A 24475-nucleotide genomic window follows, 5' to 3' on the forward strand; every position below is an offset into this window, starting at 1 on the left:
GGAGAGCGGGCATGGTACTGAAAAGGATGGCCCTGGCATCACTGATGGGTTGGCCGCTAGCAACCCTTGCGCAGTCAAGCGTCACGCTGTACGGCGTGATCGACGCCAACCTGGAATACGTCAACCACGCGGGCGTCGTGCCGACGGCCGCCAACGGGTTTAATCCGGGACCGGGCAACGACGCCTACCGGCTGACTTCGGGAGGACTTTCCGGCTCCCGCTGGGGCCTGCGCGGCAACGAGGACCTGGGCGGCGGCATCAAGGCTATCTTCGTGCTGGAAAGCGGCTTTGGCATCGACAACGGCTTGTCGCAGCAAAGCGGCCGTCTGTTCGGCCGCCAGGCATTCGTGGGCGTCCAAAGCGACCGTTTTGGCCAGGTCAGCCTGGGCCGTCAGTACACTTCGATGTTCGAGGCGCTGGCCAACTTCTCTCCAACCGCCTATGCCACGCAGTATGAACCGGTCGTCATGCAGTCCGGCCCCAACTACCGCGCGGACAACACCGTCAAGTACACCGGGAAGTTCGGAGGACTGACGGCGCTTGCGCACTGGTCCTTCGGCGTCGGGGTAGCCCTGCCGCCCTCGGTAGGGTTCCCCATTCCGATCGGCGGCAATGGCGAAGTGCCGGGGCAGTTCCGACGCGACACCGCCTATGGCGGGGCGCTAGCTTATACGTTCGGCCCGTTCGCCGCGACAGCCGGCTATGATCAGTGGAATCCCACCATCGGCACCGGCACCGGCACCGTCAAGAAGGCCGTAGTAGGCGCCAGCTATGCCTTCGGCCCCGCCAAGATCATGGGCGGCTACCGCTGGGGCCAGAACAGGAATGCGGCCGATGCCTTGATTCAGCGGGATGACTTCTACTGGATAGGGGCAAACTACCAGGTCACGCCGGCGCTTGCGCTCACGCTCGAGTACAACTACGACGATCTCAAGAACCTTTACGGCAACACGAGCGTGGCCAACCCGTGGCAGATCTCCTTCGTCGCCGATTATGCGCTATCCAAACGCACTGATCTCTACATGACTACGGCCTACGCCAAGAACGCGGGGTTGATGCTTGAGTCGCTGGCGACTTTCTATGCCAACAGCCTGTCACTAGGTAACAGCTATGTTTTGGGCAACGGCCAGAGCAACATGTTCGGCGTCGCCTTGGGCGTCCGGCACAGATTTTGAGTGGACCATAAGTGAGAAGGCCTATTTTCCACAGCTGGATAACACGATTCAGCTTGAAATGGCAAAAATCAACTCACAACCATCGCTTTGTTCCCTTGGACAAGTTGGAGCATTCTGGAGAGTGACGTGCTGATTCGAACCATAATCTTTCCTGTCTGTGTCGCGACAACGCTGACGTGCGCATGCTCGACCACCCCCATAACGGCGACCAAGGCGGCGCCAGCACCTTCAGAACGACTTAGCGGATTGCAAACGCCGCCGCCTGGCGATTTCGCGACGTTAATCGTGACCCGGGATGAAGGGTTCTACGGCAGCGCCTGCGATACAGTCCTATCAGTGGACGGGAAGGAAGTGGGCCGACTCAGATCAGGTGAGGTAGCCCGGTTTTACGCTAAACCGGGGCCGATCATTCTTGGCGCCCAGACTTCAGTGATGTGTCCCGGAGGGTTAAAGGAGAGGGAGGTAAGGCTTAATCCAGCTTCGACGGTCCGCTATCGCATTTCGATCGATTCTAGCGGCGGGCTGGACCTGTCGCCCACCGCATTCTGACGAGACCGCGCCCAAGCGATGGCAGACGACCGGTCCTCTGCTATGGCCGAATTCGTCATGGGGCATATGGCGCAAAAAGCTGGTTCCTCGAATGCAAGTCCTATTCAGGTTGCCTTTTGGCTTGACACGCGACGCTTGGCGGCTACGCTTGATGCATCTCACACGGCACACCGACCATGCGCCCCACATGGAAGTTTCCGCCGCTCGCGACTCTACTAGTCTTCCCCTTGGTCGGGATCGCGCAACCTGAGGCGATTCCGGCGTTCAGGCAAGTGGACTCCCTCGAAGCCAGGGTGCAAGGCTGCGTGACCTGTCATGGCCAGAGTGGCCAAGGCACAGCAAACGGCTACTTCCCTCGCATAGCCGGCAAACCGGCAGGGTACCTTTATAACCAGTTAGCGGCCTTTCGCGACGGAACGCGGCGCTATCCGCCGATGAACTACCTGGTGGCCTACCTGCCCGACCCCTACCTGAAGGAAATGGCCGAGTACTTCGCCAAGCTTCGGCCGCCCTTCGCGCCCAAGGAGAGCACCAACGCCGCGCCACCCGTGCTCGCACGCGGTCAGGCGCTTGTGACCAAGGGCGATGCTGGCCAGGGCATTCCGGCCTGCGCCGCCTGCCATGGCAACGGGCTGACCGGGATGGAACCGGGTATTCCAGGGCTGGTCGGGCTGCGCCGCGCGTATATTGTCGGCCAGCTCACGCGATGGAAGGTAGGCGAGCGCCATGCGGCCGAGCCCGACTGCATGAAGCGCATCGCCGGTCGGCTGAGCGACGCCGACGTCTCTGCGGTGGCTGAGTGGCTGTCGCAGCAGCCTGCCCCCAGCGACCCGTCGCCGGAATCCTCAAACCTCGTTCGCATGCCGCTGGCTTGCGGCAGCCAGCGGTGATGCAATGAAACGCTGGCCACGACTCATCCTCGGCGCTGCGGTCATAGTCGCCGTCGTGGTGCTGGCGACACGCCTCATGCAGCGTACCCCCTCGGCGCCGCAGCAGGCGGGCTCGCCACCGACCAAGGCCGCTCCTGCCGGGCCGGTCGGCGCTGCCACCCAGGTCATCACCAAGGGCGAGTACCTGGCCCGCGCAGGCGATTGCGTGGCCTGCCACACCGAGCCAAATGGAAAACCCTTTGCCGGTGGACGGCCCATGGCCACCCCCTTTGGCAACCTTTACGTGCCCAACATCACCCCCGACGATGAGACCGGTATCGGCCGGTGGAGCGCGGACGACTTCTACAAGATGATGCACACCGGCGTCTCGCGCGATGGCACGCTGCTTTACCCCGCCATGCCGTTCGCCTCGTATACGAAGGTGACGCGCGAGGATTCGGACGCCATCTATGCCTACCTGATGTCTGTGCCGCCGGTGAAGCATGCCAACCGGCCACACGAGCTGCGCTTTCCATTCAATAAGCGCGAGTTGCTGATCGGCTGGCGTACCCTGTATTTCAAGGAAGGCGAGTACCAGCCCGATCCGAAGCAAACGGCACAGTGGAACCGAGGTGCCTACCTGGTAGAAGGGCTAGGCCATTGCGCGATGTGTCACACCGCCATCAATGCGCTGGGCGGCTCCAGCGAATCGAAGGAATTCGAGGGCGGCATGATTCCCAACCAGAACTGGTATGCACCGTCCCTGACCTCCAATCGGGAAGCGGGACTGGGCAACTGGCCGATCAAGGATATAACCGACCTGCTGCAGGTGGGCATTTCTCACCGGGGCACGGTGTATGGACCGATGGCCGAAGTGGTCTACAACAGCCTGCAATACTTGACCGATGCGGACGTGGAAGCAATGGCCGTCTATTTGAAGTCACTGCCGCCGCGCGACGCCGAGCCGCCTCCTACCAGCCAGGCGCGACTGGTCCAGCCGGCGGTGATGGAACTGGGTCGGCAGGTCTACACGCAGCAGTGCGCGATGTGCCATGGCGATGACGGCAAGGGCCATCCGCCATCCTTCCCGCCACTGGCTGGCAACCAGTCGATCACGATGGCCTCGCCGGTCAATTCCATCCGCATGGTCCTCAATGGCGGCTATCCGCCCGGCACCGCCAAGAATCCTCGTCCACACGGCATGCCGCCGTTCTCGCACATTCTTGACGACGACAAGGCTGCCGCTGTCGTTACCTATATCCGCGTAGCGTGGGGCAATGCCGGCACGCCGGTCGCTCCAAGCCAGGTGAATGAGTTGCGCAAGCTGCTGCCGGAGTGAATCCGATGACCATACCCAGTCCGATACCCAGCGCGAAACCGGTCGCCCCCGATCCTGACCATTCCGAGCCCATCGAGCCCAGCGAGGCCGACGTGCATCGCGTGGTCAGCGCAGGACCCACCGGCGCCTTCGCCGTGGCAGGGGTGGCCACGGCTATCGTCGTGCTGATCTACCTCGCCTTCTGGTTTTTCATCCACGTGCCGAGGGGGATAGTCCAGTGAACGCAGCAACGCCGCCTTCCAGACCGTCCGCCGCCCCGGACGGCCATCACGCCGAGGCGGTCGCGGTCGCGGCCGAGCGGCGCTGGGCCGTGGTGGTCGGACTCATCATTGTCGTGATTATTCTTCTGATGATCTTCGCCGGGCTGCACTGGGCGTCGATGCCGCCATCGCGGGTGGAGACGGTGGATGTTAAGACGTTGCACCTGCGCGGCGAATTCGCCGAGGGCAACCTGGGCACCGCCGTGGACGCCGATGGCAAGGTCACGGTGCGGCTCATCGCTCAGCAGTACTCATTCGAGCCACAATGCATCGTGGTGCCTGCAGGGGTGCCCGTCACCTTCCGCGGCACCGCCGCCGACGCCATCCACGGCTTCATCGTCGGCACGACCAACGCCAACACCATGCTCATTCCCGGCTTCGTGGCCACTTTCACCACCACCTTCCCCAAGGCCGGCGAGCACCTGATGCCCTGCCACGAGTACTGTGGCACGGGTCACGAGGCGATGTGGGCGCGGGTGCAGGTCCTGCCCCGAGAGGAGTTCATGGCCCGCGCGCGTGGCGCGGAAAGGATGAACTGTGTTTCTCGCTAGAAAGCTCGTCCTCGCGCATTTCTGGGTGGCGTTCGTTGCCTTCCTCGGTGCCCTTCTGCTTGGCGAATGGCAGATGTTCATCCGCAGCCCGCTGGCGCAGTGGGTCAACAATCCCGAGCACTACTACCGCTCCGTCACCGCCCACGGCACGGTCATGGCCTATGTGCTGCCCACGCTGGTGGCAATGGGATTCGGCTATGCGATCACCGAGCTGTCGCTGAAGCGGCCTCTGCTGGGGCTGCGCTGGGCATGGCTCGGCTTCTGGCTGGTGATTGCCGGCACGGGACTGGCGGCCATCGCCATGGGACTGGGCAAGGCGTCAGTGCTCTATACCTTCTACCCCCCCATGATCGGCAGCCCGTTCTACTACCTCGGCGTGGTGCTGGTGGTGGTGGGCTCGTGGGTGTGGGTGGCGCTGATGTCGGTGAATCTGCACGCCTGGCGGCGAGACAACCCCGGCGCGACCGTTCCCCTGGCGCTGTACGGCACAGTGGCCGGCGCCTACCTGTGGGCGTGGACGTCGGTGGGTGCCGCGGTCGAGGTCCTGGTGCTGATTCTGCCTGCGTCGCTCGGGCTGACCGACACCATCAACGCCGGGTTATCGCGAGTCTTTTTTTCGTGGACACTGCATGCCATCGTCTACTTCTGGCTGATCCCGGCCTACGTGGCCTTCTACAGCATCGTGCCGCGCGCCATCGGCGGGCGGCTCTACAGCGACACGATGGGGCGGGTAGCCTTCGCGCTGTTCCTCGTCTTTTCCATGCCCATTGGCATCCATCACCTGTTTGCCGATCCGCAGGTCGGCGCGGGCTTCAAGTTCGTGCATGCAGCCATGACAGCACTGGTGTCAGTGCCCACGCTGCTCACGGTGTTTACCATCGTCGCCTCGGTGGAGATCGCGGGGCGGCTGCGCGGCGGCAAGGGCGTGTTCGGCTGGCTGACGGCGCTACCGTGGCGCAACCCGATGATGCTGGCGGTAACGTTCTCCTTCATCATGCTCGGCTTGGGCGGCGCAGGCGGCATTATCAACATGAGCTACCAGCTCAACGAGACAATACACAACACGCAGTGGGTCACCGGACATTTCCACCTGATCTTCGCTGGCGCCATTGTCATCATGTACATGGTGGTCGCCTATGACCTGTGGCCGCAGCTCACTGGGTGCGCGCCGCTGCAATCGGGGCTGGTGCGCCTGCAACTGTGGCTGTGGTTCCTCGGCATGCTGGTGCTGTCGCTGCCGTGGCACTGGGTTGGCCTGCTTGGCATGCCGCGCCGCATGGCCTATTACGACTACACCCACCCGGCGCTCCAGCCGCAGGCATGGACGGTAACCGCCTCCACCTTCGGGGGGCTGGCAATGGTCGTCTCGGCCATCCTGTTTGTGCTGATCCTCGCCCGCGCCCAGCGACGCCCCGGGCCGGTGCCCACCCCTTACACCTTTAGCCAGCCGCTGCATCCCGGTGCCCGCCCGCCAGCCGCGCTGAACGGCTTCGCGCTGTGGGTGGGCATGATGATCGCGCTGACGCTGGTCAACTATGGCTATCCCATCGTGCAACTGGCCATGCTGGACAACGCCCGCGTGCCGGTGGTGCCCATCGGGAGCCGCTGATGCAAGACAACCCTACGCCCCCGGAGCGCAGCCCGCTCGGCAGGCAGAGCGTGGTGGCTCTGGCTGTAATCACCGCCCTGCTGATGCTGGTCGGCTTTCTGTGGCTGCCCATGGCGCAAGGCGACTTTACCGTGCGTGGACTGTGGGACACCATCTGCCGTGCTGCGGGCGTACCGTCCGAATGGGCCGGCAACAGTGCTGCGCGGACCGGCCACGTGGCCACCAACGTCGTGCTGGACCGCGCAATGGCAAATGCGGCGCCGGCCGACGCCGTAGGCCGGGGTGCCACGCTCGCGCTGAACTGCACCATGTGCCACGGCGCGCAGGGTATGAGCGCATCCAATGCCCCCAACCTCGCCGGACAGTATCCCGAAGTTGTCATCAAGCAGATGCAGGACTACAAGGCAGGTAAGCGTAATAGTCCGATCATGGAGACGCTTTCCCGCAATCTCTCCGAGCGCGACATCACCGATCTCGCGGCCTACTACGCTTCGCTTCCAAGGGCCCGCACGGCTCCGACGACCTACAACGAGAACCTGCCCGCCCTGGTGCGCGTGGGAGACCCGTTGCGCAATGTGGCGCCCTGCATTTCTTGCCACGGGGGCGTGGATCAGAAATTCGGCGCGCCGTGGCTCGAAGGCATGCCGCACGCCTATTTGACAAGCCAGTTGCGCGCATTCCGCGAGGGTACCCGCCGCAATGACAGCGAGGCGCAGATGCGCAATATGGCGCGAGCGATGACCGATCACGAGATCGAGGAAGTTTCGAATTTCTACGCAAGAAAGTACAGTGCGGCAGAAGGGCGCTAGGCGGTTTCCCGAAGCTGCCCCAGCGGCGATACCGTTACGGCCACTGTTCGCCAGCAGGGCGACGGCAGCGTGCGGGTGGAGTTCAACGCAGCCAATCCTCGCGATACCGGTTTGCTTGACCGCATTTCACGCAGCTATGACCGCCGCATGGGGCGCTGACGTGGGCCGCCAGCAGCCCTTGCCAGAATGACGGGCTAGCGTGGCAGGAAGAAAAAAGTAAGGGCAAGGGCGATGTAAACGACCAAGAGTTGTGCGCCCTTGAACCAGTCGGCGTGGCCGTCGCTCGCCATTTGTGCCGTGACCACGACGGAGAGGACCACAATCAGAACAAGAGCGGGACGGAAGGCCAGATCCATCGGGGCTGGTCCCAGAAAGTGGCTTGCCAGCGCCAGCACTGGCGCGACAAACAGCGCCACCTGCACACTTGAACCAACCGCAATGGAAAACGATAGATCCATCCGGTTCCTGAGGGCTGCGGTAATGGCCGACGCATGCTCGGCTGCATTGCCGAGGATTGCGACCACGAATGCGCCGACGAAAATGTCGCTCAGTGCGTAGTCGCGCATAAGCGGGGCAAGCGACCCCACCATGATCTCGCTCACCCAGGCTGTTCCTACGGTGGCCGCCGCCAATAATGCCAGCGCCCGCCCTGAGGAAGAAGGGTTAGACTTTATCTCCTCGCCTTCGGTGCCAACGCTTCGAGCCTCGTAGGCACTTCGGAACAGCGCAGGGTGTGTGACCAGCGAGAACAGCAGATACAGCGCATAGACGACCAGGAGTGCGAACGAAATCCAGACGCTGAGTCGGTGCAGCCCTGCTGTCTTTCCCTCTACCGCTTCGAAGGTGGCGGGAAGAATCAGAGCCACGGCAGACAATATCAGCATGGTTGCCTGAGAACGCGCGCCACGCGGGTTAAACATTTGCTCAGGATACCGAATGCCTCCAGCGAGCATTGCGGCGCCAAACACCAGCAGTAGGTTCCCGACAATGGAACCGACGATGGAGGCTTCCACCACTTCGTGCAGGCCGGCACGCAGGGCGACCAGTGCGATGATAAGTTCCGCTGCATTGCCGAACGTTGCATTGAGCAGTCCCCCGACCGCCTCTCCCATGCGCTCCGCCAATTGCTCGGTGGCATGGCCCATGCATCCCGCCAGCGGCAGGATCGCCAGAGAAGACGCAATAAAGATTAGGAGATGTTGATCAGCGGCCAGGAATTCTAGGGCGATCGCGATCGGGACAAAAATGAGAAGCAAATTCATCCACATGGATGACCTCCTTCGTCCGGTGAGGCCAGATCGTCCTCAAAACGTCCTTCGATCGCCTACCTGGAGGGATAAAAAGGGAGCTAAAGCTGCTAGAGCCGACGCCCAGATTACGTTGTATCCATCTCCATTCTGATTCGGCTGCATGAGGCCCATCTATTTTTCCGTCTCGCCCATCGCCGCTAATCGCGTCAAGCATGCCGCGTTCGTCAGCAATGGCGCTTCTGCGGTTTCGAAGGACCGCCGGGTGCCACACGCGCCAGCGTGAGAGTCGACACTGCAGCCCTAGCAGGCGACACCTCATGATTGTTCTCCATTGAGGGAGCGGGTGTGCACCGCGCCAGTTCAGCATAGCGCACGCAAAGTCCAGTAGGACTGGTCATTCATCCGGTAGAAATTTCTCTTATCTCGGCGTCCGAAAAGATTCAGTTCTATTGCAGCAACGGGTGACGGTAGAGTACGCAGCAAGACGCACGTCCGGGGCTGGCTACGATGCTTTCAACCGTGTCATTGACTGCCTAAGTGGTCATAGCGTGCAGCGGGGGTCGATGCCCGGCAGTCGGGCGAGGGGGATTGGCTATGGAGGGAGGAGTACTGCGCCGCTGCATCCGCGCATGGATGTTCGAGGGCCTGACCTTGCTGGCGCTCTCCGCCCGGGCGCAGGACGCGACAGCCCAGCCGGCGCCGTTCAAGCCGGAAGAACTCGAGGCGCTGGTCGCACCCATCGCGCTCTACCCTGATTCGGTGCTGTCGCAAGTCCTGATGGCCTCCACATATCCCCTTGAGATCGTGCAGGCCGCGATGGGGGCGACGGTACCAGGCCTGCCGTGCGGCTGACCTTCGATACGCTCGACGACGACACCCTGGACAAGTTGCGGGGGCGCATCCACGACATTTTTTGGAAAAGTCACAAGATCACTGCCCTGATCATGAGAGAACGCTTTAACTGAAGCGAGGGCGGCGTAGGACATCGCGAAATGGGCGCAATACAAGTCTGATCAAAGGGGATTCAGCATGAAACGAAAGACACTTCTGGCTGTTGCAGTGATGGTAGCGGCTAGCGCCTCTGTATTGGCGCAACCCGAAACCCGTGTGGATGTCACGCAGTCGCCCGGACAGGCTGCGGCGACCGGCACGGCTAAAGTCACTGCCAAGATTGTCAAGATCGATGCGCCGACGCGAACGGTCTCGCTGAAATCCGCCGACGGCAAATCGACGGATCTCGTGGTGGGACCGGAGGCTAGAAACTTCGAACAGCTCAAGGTCGGCGATACCGTCACGATCGAGTACAAAGAAGCCCTGACCGTCAGCCTCAAGAAGGGTAAGGGGCCGCTTGCCATGCACGAGCGCGAAATCTCGGACCGTGCGTCGCCGGGAGCCAAGCCGGGCGGCATGGTCGGCCGTGAGGTGACCGCCACCGCCGACGTTGTCGCGGTCAACACCAGCGCCAGGACTGTCACCCTCAAGGGGCCAAAAGGACGTACCGTGGACCTCCTGGTTGAGGATCCGGAGCGTCTTAAGGACATCAAGAAGGGCGACCGGGTCGAAGCGGTTTATACCGAGGCGGTTGCTGTGTCGGTGCAGCCGGCCGCAGGCAAGTAGCAGCACCGGATCATTCCAGGACAGGCCAAGCCCGCCGACCGTACTGGCCTCTTCCTGGCGTTCGCGGTCGCGTCACGGACTATTATGGGATCGCCATAGCAACCAACCCTGGCTCCTTGGCACCCATGTCACAGCATTTCCAGTGGAGAACGGCATGGATGCAGCAAAGCAACTGGTTCACGCGCGTGAAGTTGGCCTCAAGACCGGCATGGTGCTGCAAAAGCGCCTGAAGAATGCGCAGGAGGCCTATAGCGGCCGCGTGCAGCAAGCCGTTGGGGATCCGGGCGCTGGCCCGGCCATCCCGACGGCAGGGATGGACCCGATGAGCGGCTATGCCTATGCCGTCGACAGCATGCAGCGCGCCATCCTGTTCTGGGACACGCTCAGGCAACGGGGCAATAACTTTGTCGAAAACACCATGCAGGGGCTCAAGCCGGTCCTGCATTTTGGCTACGAGACCGTGTTGGATGCGCGCGAGTTTGAGCGGCCCGTCAACTATGCGCTGCTGAAGATCACGCCGCCCGACGGGGTGGCGATCGATGATAGCCGCCGCCCTTACGTCATCATCGATCCGCGTGCCGGCCATGGTCCCGGCATCGGCGGCTTCAAGGACGACTCGCAGGTCGGCGTGGCACTGCGTGCCGGCCATCCGGTGTATTTCGTCATCTTCTTCCGCGATCCCGAGCCGGGACAGACCCTGCTGGACGTGTGCGAGGCCGAGCAGCAGTTCATCAAGAAAGTGCGTGCGCTGCATCCGCACAGTGCCAAGCCCGCCATCATCGGCAATTGCCAGGGCGGCTGGGCCGCGATGATGCTTGGCGCCTCGGACCCGGACGACACCGGGCCGATCGTCATCAACGGCGCGCCGATGTCGTACTGGAGCGGCGCCTGGAGTGAGGGCGAGGGCGACAACCCGATGCGCTATTCCGGCGGACTGCTGGGCGGGACCTGGCTGGCCTCGTATACGGCTGACCTCGGCAACGGCAAGTTTGACGGCGCCTGGTTAGTCCAGAATTTCGAGAACCTGAATCCGGCCAACAGTCTGTGGGACAAGTACTACAACCTGTACAAAAAGGCCGATACCGAGCCGCCACGTTTCCTGGAGTTCGAACGCTGGTGGGGTGGCTACTACCTGATGAACCGCGAGGAGATCGAATGGATCACGCGCAATTTGTTCGTCGGCAACAAGCTCTAGAGCGGTGACGTCAAGAACGCCGGCGGCAAGGCGTTCGATCTGCGCGAGATCCGCTCGCCCATCGTGCTGTTTGCCTCGATGGGTGACAACATCACGCCGCCGCAGCAGGCTTTCAACTGGGTCGTGGACATCTATGGCAGCACCGAGGAGATCAAGGCGCGCGGCCAGGTGATCGTCGGCATGATGCATCGAAACGTCGGCCATCTCGGCATCTTCGTCTCCGGCAAGGTCGCGCAGAAGGAGCACGCGCAGATCGTCTCGGTGCTCAAGAGCATCGAACTGCTGCCGCCGGGGCTCTACGCCATGGTCATCCATGAGCGCAAGGGCAGCGCTGGCGTGGAGTATGAGGTCGAGTTCGAGGAGCACTCGCTGGAGGAGATCGCCAGCAGGCTTAACCGCTTCGAGCGCGTCGACGAAAAGCCGTTCGAGAGGGTCGCCAACCTGTCGGACTTCACCCAGCGCGCCTACGAGCTGTTTGCGCAGCCTTACGTCCAGGCGCTGTCCAACGAGATGACTGCGCGGGTGCTGCGCGAATTCCATCCGCTGCGCATGCAGAACTGGTTGTTCTCCGACCTGAATCCGTGGATGGCCTGGTTGAAGCCTGCTGCCGACGCGGTCCGGGCCAGCCGGCAGGCGCTGGAGCCGGACCATCCGCTGCGCCAGCAAGAGCAGGCGGGCGCGGAAATGCTCAGCGCCGGTCTGGATGCATATCGTGCCGTGCGCGATGCGATGACCGAGTACACCTTTTTCAACGTGTACGCCAACCTGTTCCCGTTCCTGCCCGGAAGCGAGCCTTCCGCCCGCGCGGGTACCCCGACGGTGACCGACCCCAGGGAGTTGCCGGAAGTCAGAGCGGCGCTGGCCGCGGTGGGGCAAGGCGGATACGCCGAGGCCATTGCCCGGCTGGCCTGCCTGCTGGGCCGCAAGGGGGAACCGCTGCCGCTGTCCCGGCTGGAGTTGCGCAAGGAACTGGTCACGGACTATGCGGATCTGCTGCCGGAACTAGAGCCGGACGCCTGGCGCAAGCTCCGCGGCCAGCAGGAACTGATCACGCGGTACGCGCCCGAGCAGGCGCTTGAGACGCTGCCGGCGCTGCTCAGGCACCAGGCCGACCGGCAGCGGCTGCAGGCCCTGGCGGAAAAGCTGCGAACCGATGAGCGCGTGCTTGGCACCACGCCCACCGCCGAGCAGGCAGCCATGCTTGAGCAGGTCAGCACGGTGCTTGGCACCAAGCCGGAACGCGTGCGTGGCGCGGCCGTTCCGATCAAGCGCGCGTCCTAGCACGCCGTGGGTCGCCTGCATCGCGGGCGACCGTCACCGATGACCCTGACGGAGCAAGCCGTGAACGCCAAGCATGAGAAGTACCAGCGTCTGATTGATTTTTGCAAGACCATGCCGCCTACACCAACTGCGGTGGTGCATCCGTGCGACCAGTCGTCGCTGCAAGGCGCGGTGGAGGCCGCACGGCTGGGCCTGATCGCGCCGATCCTGGTCGGGCCACGTTCGCGCATCGAGGACGCTGCGCGCGCAGCCAGCCTTGATATCCGCGATTACCCGATCGTCGATGCCGAGCACAGTCACGCAGCCGCCGCGGCAGCCGTGCAACTCGTTCGCGAAAGCAAGGCCGAGGCCCTGATGAAGGGCAGCCTGCACACCGACGAGTTGATGGGGGCCGTGGTCAGGAGCGACAGCGGCTTGCGCACCGCGCGACGCGTCAGCCACTGCTTCGTGATGGACGTGCCGGGGCACGAGGACGCCCTGATCGTCACCGACGCTGCCGTCAACATCGCGCCGACGCTGGCCGAGAAAGCCGACATCCTGCAAAACGCGATCGACCTGGCCCATGCCTTGCGGGTCGAGGAGGTGCGCGTGGCGATCCTCTCGGCGATGGAGACGGTCAACCCGAAGGTGCCGTCCACGCTCGATGCTGCCGCGCTGTGCAAGATGGTCGACCGCCACCAGATCACCGGGGCGGTAGTCGACGGGCCGCTTGCGCTGGACAACGCCATCAACCTGGATGCCGCACGGATCAAGAAGATCGATTCGCCGGTGGCGGGGCGCGCCAATGTCTTGCTGGTGCCGGACCTGGACGCCGGCAACATGCTTGCCAAGAGCCTGACCTTCCTGGCCGGGGCCGACGCCGCGGGCATCGTGCTGGGCGCGCGGGTGCCGATCATCCTGACCAGCCGCGCCGACTCGGTCACGACCCGGCTGGCGTCGTGCGCGGTGGCCGCGCTGGTGGCCAGGGCTCGCCGCGAGTCCGGCAAGGTGGCGGGGTGATGCCATGGCCGAACTGATCCTGGTCCTGAATGCGGGTTCGTCGAGCCTCAAGTACTGCGCCTACGATACCCATGACGATGCGCTGCAACTTGTCTTGCGCGGCAGCCTCGACGGACTTTACACGGCGCCGGCGTTCCGCGCGACCGATGCGGCGGGGGCCGAGATCGAGACCAGGCGGTGGGACGCCGGCACCGAGCTCGGGCACGAAGGTGCCATCGCCTTCCTGGCGGACTTCCTGCGCGGCCATGGGGAAGGGCATACGCTGAGCGCGGTGGGGCACCGGGTGGTGCACGGCGGGGTACGTTTCACCCAGCCGGCAAGGGTGACCGACGCGTTACTGTCGGAACTGGATACGCTTTGCCCGCTCGCGCCCTTGCACCAGCCCCACAACCTCAAGCCCATCCGCATCCTCGCCGAGCGGCGTCCGGAACTGCCGCAAGTCGCCTGTTTCGATACCGCCTTCCACCGGGCGCAGCCGGAAGTGGCACAGGCATTTGCATTGCCAGCGGAGATAACTGCGCGAGGCGTCAGGCGCTACGGCTTCCACGGACTGTCCTACGAGTACATCGCGAGTGTCCTCCCAGGCGTGGATGCGGGCGCGGCCGCGGGCCGCACCGTTGTGGCCCACCTCGGCAATGGCAGCAGCATGTGCGCGCTGGTGGCGGGCCGCAGCGTGGCCAGCACCATGGGCTTCACTGCGGTGGACGGCCTGCCGATGGGAACCCGCTGCGGCAGCCTCGACCCGGGCGTGATCCTGTACCTGATCAGCGAACTCGGCATGGATGCCCGCGCCATCGAGGACCTGATCTACCGCAAATCCGGCCTGCTTGGCGTCTCCGGTGTGTCGAGCGATATGCGCGCGCTGCTCGCCAGCGACGATGCTCAGGCGCGCTTTGCGGTCGAGTTGTACACGTATCGCATTGCCCGCGAACTTGGCTCGCTCGCCGCTGCCGCGCAGGGGCTGGACGCGCTGGTCTTCACCGCAGGCATCGGCGAGCATGCTGCGCCCATCCGCGAACGCGTATGCCGGCTGGCGGCCTGGCTCGGAGTGAGTGTCGATGCCGAAGCCAATGCGGGCGACGGACCGCGCATCAGCTCGGCCTCGGGCCGGGTACCGGTCTGGGTCATCCCGACCAATGAGGAACTGATGATTGCAAGGCACACCCAGGAGATTCTCGCGGCGCATCCGCGATGACAGCCACCCCGGCCAGGTTGGCGCTCGGCACGGTTCGGCGCCACCGAAGCAACAAACCATCAGGGAATGTGACATGACAGCCGAACAACAACCGATCCTTGCCAATGCCAAAGCGCTGGTCTGTGGCATTGCAAATGAGCATTCCATCGCCTACGGCTGCGCCAGAGCCTTCCACGAATTGGGAGCGGAGGTGGCGATCACCTATGCCAACGACAAAGCGCGGCCGCATGTCGAACCGGTAGCACAGGCGCTTGCTGCCCCCATCTTCCTTCCCCTGGACGTCTCGAACGAGACCGAAATGGAGGCACTGTTCGCGCGGATCCGGGAGCAGTGGGGGAAGCTCGACATCCTGATGCATTCAGTTGCCTGGGCCCCCAAGGACGACCTGCAGGGCGGCTTGCTCAACTGCTCGGCGGAGGGCTTCGCCAAGGCCATGGATGTGTCCTGCCATTCCTTTGTGCGTATGGCCCGGCTAGCCGCGCCGCTGATGCGCGATGGCGGCACGATGTTCACCATGAGCTACCACGGCGCCAACAAGGTGGTACCGAACTACAATGTCATGGGCCCGGTGAAAGCCGCCCTGGAGGCGGTGGCGCGCTACCTGGCATACGAGCTAGGGCCGCAGGGCATCCGCGTGCATGCGATCTCGCCCGGTCCGCTCCAGACCCGCGCTGCGTCGGGACTGAAGAACTTCGACGTGATGCTCGCCGACGCCGTGCAGCGTGCCCCGCTTGGAGAACTGGTTGACATCATGGACGTGGGATACACCTGCGCGTTCCTGGCGACGCCTTATGCCAGGCGGCTGTCTGGCGAAACGCTATATGTGGATGGTGGTGTCAATATCATGGCTTGAGACACCAGCAAACACTGGTTGGGATCACGTGGGGAAAAGGGTAGCGCTCTGTGTCCAGTCGGCATAAAGTTCACGCTCAACAGTTTAAGCTTTGTCATGACAAACTGGCCCGATGGTGTCCTCAGGGCAGATGGCCGCAGTTTTGAGGCAGCATGGTCTTCGCCCGGATGAATCCCGGCTTACCCACCGCGACGCCAATGATCTAAATTGCCACCACGATGGCTCCGGTCAGCTTGGCAATGTGCGCCGCGAAAGCACCTGCCGAGGCCGCCACGGGAACCGCGAGCATGCCCCACACGCCACGACTGAAACGCCTATGCCGACCCGGAAGCGCCAAATGGCGGATGCCGGGGACTTAGCCTGAGTGTCGGATGGATTCACGGCCGGCTTGCGAGCGAGCGGGCAGGGCGGATCGCATTTCAATGCCTATACTTTCACAGCCTACGTGCTGGGCACCCGCACCGCCCGCCATACCTGACTGGGAGGTCGACATGGAAACCTTTAGAATCTTTGTGCGTTCACTGGCGCTGCTGCCTCTGCTCGGGCTGGGCAGCTGCTTCTCATTTGAGCGCCATGTCATCCAGTCGCCTTCGCCTCCCCCCGCGAGCGGGCGTACGGTCATTGTGCCGCCAGGGTCTACAGTGACATGCGTGCCGCAGCCGTGCCAAATACAGTGACGGATTTGAGGCACAAGAAAAAGCCCTCGGCCGGGATGGCCGAGGGCTGGAAGTGGTAGCGGGCAAATCGCAGCCGCCCGGGCACAGTATTGGTGGAGGTGGGACCTGCGCCAATACCGATACCTCCGATGACTCGCGCAATCATTGATTACTAGTGGGTGGCGTTGTGCGCTCACCCAAAGCGCAGTCACGACCGATCACCCCATAGGCCCGAGCGCGTAGCATTGAGGGTCTGTGCCAGGCGCCGCAGGTTTTTCCAGATGTCCGTAGTTTCGCGGTGCCGTTTGGCGGCAACTTCAGCCACCACCTTGCAGACAAGCTGAAGCGGCGCTTCTTCGAGTACGTGAGCCAGCTGAGCATGATGTTGGGCCGGGACCTCGCCGGATGCCAACGCCTGCTCCAACTCCTCTGGCGTTAGCTCGCCGCTGTAGCTGACGCTGGCGCTCTTGGCCGCGAGCCATAAAGCCCGCGTCGGCTTGCCGGCTGCGCTCCTGATCGCATCCGGGTCGATGACGTCGAGCACCAGGCCGAGCACGTCAAGCAACCGGCCGAGCGTATCGAGCGTGGCGTTGACTGTGCCCTGCTCGATTCCATTGAGGGACTGGCGAGAAAGCCCGGACAGCGGATCTCCTTGGACAACTCCCTCGGGGGGGCGTGCGCTTAGTGCCTAGACACTCCTTCGGGTGCGACGGCGCGTTGGCAATGGGGGAAGGTTGGTGTCACGCATCATGTAGCGTGCGCAGGCCTCGATGTCTTGCTCAGAAACTCCGGCTTCCGCGAAGGTGTTCCTCCATCCAGAAACGATGTCCAGAAGCTGCTCGACTTCAGCGTGTGCCTCCGCAGGCGTGAGCATGAAGCGGGTGGCCTGGGATAGGGCATTTTCCAGCGTCGGGTCAGTGCCGTGGTCGCCGACAATCAGTTGCTGGTAGGGAATGCCTTGCAATTGCGGCTGGATGTCATAGACCGGCGACAGCCGCCAGTTTTCGCCACCTTGATGCAGGAAGGCGTGATTCTTCGCATGGTCGTCCGTGTTTTCGATGAGGATGTTCAAAACCATGCGTCGGAACATTTGGAGACAGTCGTCGAGAGGCGAGGGTGAATAGCGGCGCCCGACCTCCGCGATGTCCGCGTAGGACATTTGTTCCTCAGGGATGCCTTCGGCAAGCAGCAGCGTGCGAGCGCTCGCGAAGTGGATGCGGTCGCCGCCAGGTTTCCGGTCAAACCGCTTGACCAGTAGCGTGTTTTTCGTGCCCAAACGGACAAGCCTGGACTCCGGCGCCTCGATGCCGCACGCTTGCGCCAGCACGAGCGAGGCATGCTCGATCGCGCAGAAATCCACCTCGTCGCCCTCTGCTGGGAACTTGGCGATCCAGGAACTGCCTTCATCATCGACAATCGCCTTGGGACGAGCGCCGCCGGCGGTGCCGCCTGGCCGTAGCAACTGGCGAAGGCGATCGTCGATTGGCAGCTGCAGCTCGACGGCGCGCGCGGCCTCGAGCAATCCTGGCAGATCCCCGCGATGGAACACGAGAGGATGATTGACCTCATACCGATCCGCAAGATCGGCAAAGCCGAGCGCGCCGATCCGGTCCTCGCCGGCCAAGGCCAGGTAGTCAATCGCCGCACGTCTGCGTGGGTTGAAGGCCCGATCGATAACGCGCCGTCCCCAGCGGTCCGGTCCGGCGTCTTCGAAGACAGGGTGTAGCTCCAGGCCAGACGGCGCCGAATACTTGCCATCACGGAGCGGCAAGTCTGGCGAGAGCGCGATGGCGTCCTTCCGCTGCAAATAATCAGGCGCGTACGAGAACAGACACTGCCGACCACCGATCAGATCCAGGCGGCCGCAGAGCACAGGTTCAGGGCTGTGAGGTCGGTAGAACCAAACGTACAGGTGGCCGTTCATGCTTTCTTCCACTGGGACTGCGACTTGGCAGCAGGCCGTTGCACGCGGGAGATCTCCAGATCCAGCGCGACCTCATCCGCGGCAGGATTGGCAATCTCGGGAAGCCATTTGACGCGCCCGACCAGCCAGAGCGCCATGGCATAAACGGCGACTGACACCGTTGGATCGCCTTGCTCCATCTTCCGGAGCGTTGGCACGGAAACCTGCATCCGCTCGGCGAAGGCCGCCATCGTTTCTTTGCGTCGCTTGCGGGCAACTTGCAGGTTGAGGCCGAGCTGAATCAGCGACCGGCTGACCGGGCCAGGTAGGGTGGAAACGGCGCTGGCTTTTCTTGGCATGATGCAAATAATAATAGCTCAAATCACTAAAAACAGAACGTATTATTTGCTTTTTACCTCAACGGTTGGGGGCGGCGCGTTGAGGCATCGCTGCCAACGTGCAAGTCAGCGCCTTGGCAGTTATACTTAGCTAAGACTTCTAGCTAAGGAGAGAAAGATGCTGACGATCAACATGCACGATGCGAAAAGCCAGCTTTCGAAGCTGGTGGACGCTGTCGAGTCCGGCACCGAGGCAGTAGTCATCATCGCTCGCAATGGTAAGCCGGCTGCCCAGCTCGTCCCCGTACCCACTTTCGCACCACAACGCATCGGCGGGGCCAAGGGCATGCTTCCGTCGCTAGAGGGACTGACTCTGCATAAATTCAACGCCAGCGACGACGAAGTCGCGGCGATGTTTCTGGAGGGCGATGAGTGAGGGTGCTCCTGGATACACACATCGCGCTGTGGGCAGTGACCGGCAGCACTGATCTGCCGGCCGCGGCCGCGGCGGTCATTGCCGAGCCGACCAACGATATTTTCGTCTCCGTGGTCAGCCTCTGGGAAATCGGTATCAAATCGGCCATCGGCAAGCTGGGGTTCACAGCCACGCAGGCCAACGCTGCTTTCGATCTGTGCGGATATCAAAGCCTGGTGATAAACAAGTACCATACGAGCACCCTCGATGCGCTGGCGCTTCACGATGACCACAAAGACCCGTTCGACCGCATGCTAGTAGCGCAGGCCCTCCATGAGGGAATGACGCTGCTGACCGCCGACACGAAGATGACCCGCTACTCCCCGACGACTAAGGTCGTATGAGTGCTACCGAATGCCATGAGCCAGAAGGCGAGCGCTAAATCCGAGAACCCCAAACTTGATGCCTGACGGCAGGAATCGCTCCAGGCATTCGAGCAGCGCTTGCTGTCGTTCGCTCGTGCTACGCCCCTCGTTCAGCGTTCTGTTAGCTGCGTGACAATTTTCTCGCTGGCAAAAGAACTGCCGGGAAAAATGGCACCTAATCCTGTGTTGCGCGATGTTTATTTCGCCGTATCCTGCTCCGGTAGGTCCTGCTACCACCCGCGCCCCTTCCCTGGTGAGCGCGGGTTTTTTTCGCGAACAGTATGAACTGCGCGGCGCAGTCTGGATTGCCGTCAACGGCAACCTGGCGGATACTGACTGCGGGCGGCGCCGCAAGGTGTTACCCGATTTCTTCTTGGACGTTCTGCGGCTCTCCTCCATCGGAGCGAGGGCTGTTTTTTTGGTCGCGCCCACTATCTGGCAACCGGCGCGTCCAACTTGCCGACGGCAGCCGCCGCTGCGCGGTCGAGCACCGGATCTGCCGGTGTCATGTCGACCTGCGGGCGGCCTGGCCTGCGTGCACAATCCGAAAGCGCGCCGGTCGTCTGCCCTGCCGTCCAATAGCGCTGCCAGCGAACCTCAACCGCCGGCCGAACCTGCTTCGTCTTGATTTGGTCAAGTCAGGACGCTGGGCAAGAACTCGCCCTCAATCGTGGCCAACGCGCACGCACCGAGACCGAAGATGCGGCACGGTCCTGTGGTCGGATAAGTCGTGGATTCGTGGTGATGACCGTGGAAAGCACGTTGCACGCCCATCGCTTCGATGAGCGTGTCAATCGCCTCGAACCCGTGTGGGTGACAAGCCGGAGCCTCTTGGCTGACCAGGACATCCGCATGCTGACTCAGCAGCGCGTTGTAGGTCTGCGGGAAGATCGTGCTGCGATGGCGCCGCGGCAGACCACCCCGCCAGTAATTCCCCTTCCCACATTTGGCGAGATAGTCAGTGGCGCTCTCTACGCGCGAGGCTTCGGGCGGCATCCAGACCTGGCCCCGAAAAATCCCCCCGAGCCCGGCAAGCCGAAGGCCTGAGATCGTGACCACCCTCCCATCCAGGTTCCGGTCGGCCAGGCCCGAGCCGAACAGGTTGTCGTAGTCGGCATCGCTGTCGGTGTCGTGATTGCCTGGAATCCACCACACCTGCGTCAGGGGAAGGATGCTGGCGAGGGCATTGTCAACTTACCGAGAGTGAGACGTGCCGGCGGCAGGTGTGAGCATCGTTCAGATAGGGGCCAGCGGATTTTGGGCGTGTTCGGTCAATTCGCGCCAGGCAACGAAGCGTGCGGCAAGCTGTTTGCGATAAAGCGAGGCGCGCAGCAGATGTCGCTTGAGCGCGAAGTGCTGCCGGATGGGGCCGAAGCTCGATAGGAACGCCTGCGCGCGCTTCGGGGCGCGAAAGCCGCGCATGCGCCGCTCCCGTTCGCGGGTCGGCTGGTGACTGTTCTCTGCCCGATTGTTCACCCGGGCGGCGGCTTTGACGAACATGTGTTTGACGTTCGCCAGCTCCGGGATCTCGGCTTTCGCCGCAGGATAGCTGCGCAACTGATCGGTGACGATCTTGCGCGGCACTGGGCAGGAACGCAGCACGCGCTTGAAGAAACGTTTGGCGGCAGCCTTGTCGCGTCGCTTCTGCAGCAGGATATCGAGTTCGGCACCGTGCTCGTCGACCGCCCGCCACAGCAGGTACGGCTCGCCGCGGAGTGTCACGAACATCTCGTCCAGGTGCCATGTGCCGCCCGGTTTGCGACGCGCGGCCTTGGCGCGATGGGCAAAGCGGGCGCCGAATTTGTCGCACCAGCGACGGATCGTCTCGTAGGTCACCGTCACGCCGCGCTCGAACAGCAATTCCTCGATGTCGCGCAGGCTCAGGTTGAACCGGAAGTACCAGCGCACCGCCTGGCTGATGACCACCGCCGGGAAGCGGTGGCCGTGGTAGAGCGATTTCGTCTTCGTCATCGCGCCATCCTACGCGACCGCCCCACCAACGTGACAGTGCCCACTGCCTCACAGCACGGCCTAGGGCGACCCGGCGCCGAATCGGATCGTTCCACCCACCGGCGCAGCAACGCAGACTGTCGCCCTATTTTTCTTGAATCAGCCATGTGACGCCAAGATACTCATTGGTGAGTTCTCGAATGGCGGCGATCATGTCCATCGGGTTCCTGAACCCGTCCCTGTGCCGCGGCGGTTCCTGCCTCATTCTGAAATCGCTATCGATGCCTCCCGTCCGCCTTTGCGCGATGCGATCCTCCCGCCACCACTGAGACACCGTCTCGAAAATCTCTTCGTATTCGTCCCGTAGTGACGCCGTGGTAAGGTTGATATAGTGCGGTCGGACGGAAATGTTTCTATTCCTGCTGGTTGGACGACTAATGGCCTTTCATCGGGATGCTCCGAGAACACAAAGGCGTGGGAACCGTTCGCTGGATACACAATGCAGTGGGATTCCGTGTTAGTCAGCGTCCCGCAAGCGGATATATCGATCCAGATTGAGTTCAGCGCTACACCGCCATTCTTGAAATGATCATTCAGTTCCCTTCTGCTCGTGAAGAGTGGCGCGCAGAAATAGAATTCTCGAGATTTCTTCTGCGAGAACTTATGAATGAGGTTGTACTGGTCCACGTCGATCGGAAAGGCGTAGTACGGCATACCCGCTGCCGAACGGAAGTGCTTGTTGGAGCGACTAGCACCGTCTACCTTTCTGGAGATTTTGTGCTGGAGGTAGAGAAAGCGCACGGCCCCAGAATTTTTTAGCGCGAATGCGACGTCAAAACCGAGTCGCTTTTCCTGATTTTGCGTGGGAATGTAGGGGCACCCGGCAATCACAGCGCTGCGCAAGGCGCAGAACTCCGAATTGAACGCGAACTCGAATACTCGCTCCGAGACGCCTGCTTGATATACGGCCATCTTGACGCTGGGACTTCAGAGCATTGCGCGAAGTCTGCGAAGCCAGCCGAGTACTTCGCCAGCCGAATCCCGGGCTGCCACCCGTTCCGCTGTCATCAACGGGAAAGCCTTGTCGGCCAAGCGGATCTTTGCCTGCGTGTCCTTCATCACCCCATCGAACCTCTGTTGCGCGGAGTAAACTTCTGCAAACAACTTGGGCACTGCCTTGCCGTCGGCGCCGGGTTGATCGGCCACCACTACGTCGACACCAAACGCCTCTTTGATGGCGTCGGCATGGAGATAACATTCGATCTCATGCTTCGCGGTCAATACACCCCACGAGCCATCGGTGCGCTTGTTGACGGCATCGATCGCCGCGCCATACGTGGCAACGTCGCTGTCATAAATATGGACCTCGGGACGGTTGAGCTGGCGCAGGTAGTGTGCGGCAACCCAGTGCTTGAGGGTGGACCCACCTAGCAATACAAAGGCCACCCGCGGATCGCTCTCAAGATTCAACACGGTCTGATCTGCTGCATGCAGCGCACGGCTAAGGCATTTCAGCGCGATGATATCGGTTGGACCCTCGACGCAGAGAAGGACCTTGACGCGGCTGTCCGGTACGACGCCAAGGGTTTCCGCGACGTTGCCAAAGACGTCAGCGCCCGTCTGAATCTCTGGCTTCAAGTCGTTGCCGCGCGTCACAAATCGAATGCTTTCCGTTGGCAGTTCGGAAGCGAAACCGGGGCTATGGGTGGTCAGGATGACTTGGCAGCCCCGCTCGGCCGCCAGCGTCTTGAACGATTCGATCAGGATGCGCTGGTTGTTCGGGTGCTGAGCGGTTTCCGGTTCTTCGATCGCATAGATGATGTTCCGAGTGGTACCATTGCGCAGCCTGCGTTCCGCCTCCGCCTTGAAGAAGCTGACCAGGATAAGTCGCCTGACCCCGCTTCCCCGCTTATTCAGAGCGATTCCGTCGTCAGTATCCAGACTCACAGAGAAGAGTCCGGTCCATTTCGCTGCAGTGGGCGGCGCAAACTGCGGAGTCAGTTCCCTAGCAAGACCCGGATCGATCGTCTTCAGTGCCTCGTGTGTTGTCCGAGCGATTTGCTCGGCCTTCTCACGTACTTTCAACTGGATGCGCTCAATGTCGTCCTGCACCTCCGCAATCGCTGCGGCGACCGCGGCCTTCATCGGATTTTGTACTTCCCCATCCGAATCCCGACTGCTCCGATCGCTTTGGAACAGGGCGAATAGTGGTAGATGTGGCTCGAGCTGGTCCCAAATGCGCTTGCTGTCTTCCTTCGGCTTCGTGACATGTATCTCGACTTCCTTCAGATGGAGGTCGCCTGCCGCCGCCCAAAGGGCCTGCCGCATGCCTGGATTTCCCTTGCGGGCGACAGGTAGTTTCTGATCATCCACCCGACGTTGCAGGTCTCGCTCTTTCAGTTCAAGCAGGTCCGCGACACCAGAAGTTGTGGGATGGTGTGCCAGGATCGAGACCTCTGCCGACACCGTCTTCTTGCTGCAATCAAAGCTCTTGCGAATCTTCAACGAACCGTTGGCAGCGAGCAGAAACTCTGCTTCCAGAGTCGTCTCTGCGCCGGCATCGAGAGTCAATGTTGTGGGCAGATCGGAAAACTCACACGTGATGGCGACGGTCTTGTCTTCGTTGTGGACGTTAGCGTCGCTGGCGTCGATCTTGACTGTCTCGTTGTTGAAAAAGATCTCGAGCGCCTCGAGGACAGTCGACTTCCCGATGTCGTTCTTGCCAACAAACGTCGTCAGATCTGACATGGCTACCGTGATTTCATCACGATAACAGCGGAAATTTCGGATCGACACAGATTGCAGCCGCATTCGCTTTCTCTCGAGGCTAGGTTTGGAGCATCCAAGACTCTGGAACGAGATGTCAGGACAGTCAACCCGGCCCTAGAGGGGGGTATTGGATCTCTTAGTGCGGTGTCGACGGTGATAGATTCCCGCGTTGACCCTGCGCCGGCGCAGACTGGACGAACGGGCGAGCGAATTTGGCATGCAGTAACCTCGTGACCAAGCGACGCGATTCGGCGAGCCCACCAGTGAGCGCTGCCGCAGGCCTCCAGTGCCACCTGACCTGGCTTCCGCTGGCTGAGGAACTCGATGAGTGCCTGCTTCCCAAAGCGCCGGCTTCCGATCTCACCGGTCTCGGACTCAACCCGGAGGGAGCCTATCTGCTGGCGCGATTGTGCGAGGAGGTGGCGCCTTCCGCCGTGGTATAAATACTGTTCCTACCTACGCCGTCCC

General features: G+C 62.2%; 21 protein-coding genes and 3 pseudogenes. 15 read left to right on the plus strand and 9 right to left on the minus strand.

Annotated features, from left to right (window positions below; all coding sequences use genetic code 11):
- Nucleotides 1–11: 11 nt before the first annotated feature.
- From CTP10_RS32075 to CTP10_RS32105, 7 genes are all read left to right on the plus strand, one after another.
- Nucleotides 12–1175, plus strand: a complete 1164-nt coding sequence (locus tag CTP10_RS32075) for a porin (protein WP_116323599.1) — start codon at nt 12–14, stop codon at nt 1173–1175.
- A 725-nt stretch (nt 1176–1900) separates the two neighbouring features.
- Nucleotides 1901–2614: a c-type cytochrome gene (locus CTP10_RS32080; protein ID WP_116323600.1), complete on the plus strand. Its 714-nt coding sequence runs from the start codon at nt 1901–1903 to the stop codon at nt 2612–2614.
- A gap of 4 nt (nt 2615–2618) precedes the next feature.
- Nucleotides 2619–3932 (plus strand): c-type cytochrome, encoded by a 1314-nt coding sequence (locus tag CTP10_RS32085; RefSeq protein ID WP_116323601.1) that lies wholly within the window; start codon nt 2619–2621, stop codon nt 3930–3932.
- A gap of 5 nt (nt 3933–3937) precedes the next feature.
- Entirely contained in the window at nt 3938–4153 is a 216-nt protein-coding gene (locus CTP10_RS32090) for a hypothetical protein (protein WP_116323602.1), read from the plus strand.
- Complete coding sequence (locus CTP10_RS32095; protein WP_116323603.1) at nt 4150–4743, plus strand: cytochrome C oxidase subunit II; 594 nt, start codon at nt 4150–4152, stop codon at nt 4741–4743. The genes CTP10_RS32090 and CTP10_RS32095 overlap by 4 nt, the downstream gene beginning before the upstream one ends.
- Nucleotides 4730–6352, plus strand: coding sequence for a cbb3-type cytochrome c oxidase subunit I (locus CTP10_RS32100; RefSeq protein ID WP_116323604.1), 1623 nt, complete (start codon nt 4730–4732; stop codon nt 6350–6352). Before CTP10_RS32095 ends, CTP10_RS32100 begins: the two co-directional genes overlap by 14 nt.
- Entirely contained in the window at nt 6352–7161 is an 810-nt protein-coding gene (locus tag CTP10_RS32105; RefSeq protein WP_116323605.1) for a c-type cytochrome, read from the plus strand. The genes CTP10_RS32100 and CTP10_RS32105 overlap by 1 nt, the downstream gene beginning before the upstream one ends.
- A 194-nt stretch (nt 7162–7355) precedes the next feature.
- Here the strand turns inward: CTP10_RS32105 and cax are convergent, their stop codons facing one another.
- Nucleotides 7356–8429 (minus strand): calcium/proton exchanger, encoded by a 1074-nt coding sequence (gene cax, locus CTP10_RS32110; RefSeq protein ID WP_116323606.1) that lies wholly within the window; start codon nt 8427–8429, stop codon nt 7356–7358.
- Between the two features lie 576 nt (nt 8430–9005).
- Here cax and CTP10_RS32115 point away from each other — a divergent pair.
- From CTP10_RS32115 to fabI, 6 genes and pseudogenes are all read left to right on the plus strand, one after another.
- Nucleotides 9006–9227 (plus strand): annotated as a pseudogene (locus CTP10_RS32115) (DUF3300 domain-containing protein); the annotation flags it as partial.
- 213 nt (nt 9228–9440) lie between these two features.
- A complete protein-coding gene (locus CTP10_RS32120; protein ID WP_116323607.1) occupies nt 9441–10028 on the plus strand; it encodes a DUF1344 domain-containing protein in 588 nt (195 codons plus the stop codon).
- 154 nt (nt 10029–10182) lie between these two features.
- Nucleotides 10183–12504: pseudogene (locus CTP10_RS32125) on the plus strand (DUF3141 domain-containing protein).
- A gap of 60 nt (nt 12505–12564) precedes the next feature.
- Nucleotides 12565–13503 carry a phosphate acetyltransferase gene (locus CTP10_RS32130; RefSeq protein ID WP_233528514.1) on the plus strand — a complete coding sequence of 313 codons (939 nt, stop codon included), beginning with the start codon at nt 12565–12567 and terminating at the stop codon, nt 13501–13503.
- 4 nt (nt 13504–13507) lie between these two features.
- A complete protein-coding gene (locus CTP10_RS32135; protein WP_271816159.1) occupies nt 13508–14698 on the plus strand; it encodes an acetate/propionate family kinase in 1191 nt (396 codons plus the stop codon).
- A gap of 73 nt (nt 14699–14771) precedes the next feature.
- Nucleotides 14772–15551 (plus strand): enoyl-ACP reductase FabI, encoded by a 780-nt coding sequence (gene fabI / locus CTP10_RS32140; protein ID WP_116323148.1) that lies wholly within the window; start codon nt 14772–14774, stop codon nt 15549–15551.
- An 864-nt stretch (nt 15552–16415) separates the two neighbouring features.
- On the opposite strand, the gene CTP10_RS32145 is transcribed toward fabI, so the two are convergent.
- From CTP10_RS32145 to CTP10_RS32155, 3 genes are all read right to left on the minus strand, one after another.
- Nucleotides 16416–16772, minus strand: coding sequence for a hypothetical protein (locus CTP10_RS32145; protein ID WP_233528404.1), 357 nt, complete (start codon nt 16770–16772; stop codon nt 16416–16418).
- A 123-nt stretch (nt 16773–16895) separates the two neighbouring features.
- On the minus strand, nt 16896–18131 hold the full coding sequence (locus CTP10_RS32150; protein ID WP_116323147.1) for a type II toxin-antitoxin system HipA family toxin: 1236 nt from the start codon (nt 18129–18131) through the stop codon (nt 16896–16898).
- The gene (locus CTP10_RS32155; protein WP_116323146.1) at nt 18128–18469 is read right to left on the minus strand and encodes a helix-turn-helix domain-containing protein; all 342 of its coding nucleotides are present in this window, start codon (nt 18467–18469) and stop codon (nt 18128–18130) included. The genes CTP10_RS32150 and CTP10_RS32155 overlap by 4 nt, the downstream gene beginning before the upstream one ends.
- Before the next feature lie 157 nt (nt 18470–18626).
- Here CTP10_RS32155 and CTP10_RS32160 point away from each other — a divergent pair, with 157 nt between their 5' ends.
- A complete protein-coding gene (locus CTP10_RS32160; RefSeq protein WP_116323145.1) occupies nt 18627–18884 on the plus strand; it encodes a type II toxin-antitoxin system Phd/YefM family antitoxin in 258 nt (85 codons plus the stop codon).
- A 2-nt stretch (nt 18885–18886) separates the two neighbouring features.
- Complete coding sequence (locus CTP10_RS32165; protein WP_271816161.1) at nt 18887–19267, plus strand: type II toxin-antitoxin system VapC family toxin; 381 nt, start codon at nt 18887–18889, stop codon at nt 19265–19267.
- A 654-nt stretch (nt 19268–19921) separates the two neighbouring features.
- Here the strand turns inward: CTP10_RS32165 and CTP10_RS32170 are convergent.
- From CTP10_RS32170 to CTP10_RS32190, 5 genes and pseudogenes are all read right to left on the minus strand, one after another.
- Nucleotides 19922–20443 carry a metallophosphoesterase family protein gene (locus tag CTP10_RS32170; protein WP_233528403.1) on the minus strand — a complete coding sequence of 174 codons (522 nt, stop codon included), beginning with the start codon at nt 20441–20443 and terminating at the stop codon, nt 19922–19924.
- Nucleotides 20444–20524: 81 nt separating this feature from the next.
- The gene (locus CTP10_RS32175; RefSeq protein ID WP_116323142.1) at nt 20525–21259 is read right to left on the minus strand and encodes an IS6 family transposase; all 735 of its coding nucleotides are present in this window, start codon (nt 21257–21259) and stop codon (nt 20525–20527) included.
- A 240-nt stretch (nt 21260–21499) separates the two neighbouring features.
- Nucleotides 21500–22210, minus strand: a complete 711-nt coding sequence (locus CTP10_RS32180; RefSeq protein ID WP_147316310.1) for a hypothetical protein — start codon at nt 22208–22210, stop codon at nt 21500–21502.
- 15 nt (nt 22211–22225) lie between these two features.
- Nucleotides 22226–24049 carry an ATP-binding protein gene (locus CTP10_RS32185; protein WP_116323141.1) on the minus strand — a complete coding sequence of 608 codons (1824 nt, stop codon included), beginning with the start codon at nt 24047–24049 and terminating at the stop codon, nt 22226–22228.
- 145 nt (nt 24050–24194) lie between these two features.
- A pseudogene (locus CTP10_RS32190) lies at nt 24195–24402 on the minus strand (IS110 family transposase); the annotation flags it as partial.
- Nucleotides 24403–24475 lie beyond the last annotated feature (73 nt).

This window comes from Cupriavidus sp. P-10 (assembly GCF_003402535.2).
Taxonomy (GTDB): domain Bacteria; phylum Pseudomonadota; class Gammaproteobacteria; order Burkholderiales; family Burkholderiaceae; genus Cupriavidus.